This window comes from Actinospica acidithermotolerans, from assembly GCF_018139625.1.
Taxonomy (GTDB): Bacteria; Actinomycetota; Actinomycetes; order Streptomycetales; family Catenulisporaceae; genus Actinospica; species Actinospica acidithermotolerans.
The window spans coordinates 1-1,147 of the sequence record NZ_JAGSOH010000282.1 but is presented as its reverse complement, the minus strand read 5'-3'; the positions used below and the strand labels follow the sequence as shown (position 1 = coordinate 1,147).

General features: G+C 69.1%; 1 protein-coding gene. It reads right to left on the bottom strand.

The genetic code is table 11. The features are described from left to right. Nucleotides 1–101: 101 nt before the first annotated feature. Nucleotides 102–1,109: an ABC transporter permease gene (locus KDK95_RS34685; RefSeq protein WP_372463433.1), complete on the bottom strand. Its 1,008-nt coding sequence runs from the start codon at nucleotides 1,107–1,109 to the stop codon at nucleotides 102–104. Between the last annotated feature and the right edge of the window lie 38 nt (nucleotides 1,110–1,147).

Here is a 1,147-nt window from a genome sequence, read left to right as displayed (position 1 = left end):
ACACCCGGCCACACCCACAGCCAGCACACCACCCACAGCCACCGACGCCACCAAACGCACGAGCCGAGGACGACAGAACGATGAATACATGACGATCCCTTTCAGAAGGACGACGACGGTGTCGGTGCCATAGGGCGGGTCGGGGAGGATGACAAGGAGCGCCGGGCGCGTGCGGTGGCGATCTGCCGGGCGACGCGGGGGCCGAGGACGGAGATCACGAGCAGGATCCCGGTGACCACGGTCTGGGACTGGGAGGAGACGTTGACCAGGCTCATCACGTTCTGCAGGGTGCCGAGCAGGAACACCCCGGCGATCGCGCCGCCGAGGGTCCCGCGCCCGCCGTCGAAGTCGATCCCGCCGAGCAGCACCGCGGCGACGACCGACAGTTCCAGGCCGGTGGCGTTGTCGTAGGAGGCGCTGGCGTAGTGCAGCACCCAGAACACGCCGGTGAGCGAGGAGACCAGGCCGGTGGCCACGAACAGCAGCAGCTTGATCCGCTTCACGCGCAGTCCGGCGAACCAGGCGGCCTCCTGCGAGGCGCCGACCGCGAACACCGAGCGGCCGAACCCGGTCGCGTGCAGCACGATCACGGCGATCACCGCGAGGATCGCCCACGGGATCGCCGCGGTCGGGATGAAGGTGCCGGCGATCCGGCCGGAGCCGAAGTTGAGGTAGTTCTGCGGGAAGTCGGTCACCGAGTTGGAGCCGAGCACGATCTGCGCGATGCCGCGGTAGGCGGCCATCGTCCCGATCGTGACCGCCAGCGACGGCAGCCCGAGGCGGGTGACGAGCAGTGCGTTCACGAGCCCGCAGACGATGCCGAGGGCCGCGCAGACCAGGATGATCATGTTGATGTTCATCCCGTCGTTCCACAGCGCGCCCATCACCGACCCGGAGAGCCCGACGGTGGAGCCGACCGACAGGTCGATCTCCCCGGAGGCCACCAGCATCGTCATCGGCAGCGCGATCGCCGCGATCGGCAGCGTGTTGCCGATCAGGAAGCCGATGTTCAGCGCGTTCCCGAAGTCCCCCACGAAGGAGTAGGAGAACAGGATCAGCACCACCAGCAGCGCACCGACCACGGTGTCCCAGCGCACCGCGCCGCCCAGAGCGGAGCGCTTGGCCGGGGCCGTGCCCGGGGCCGGGG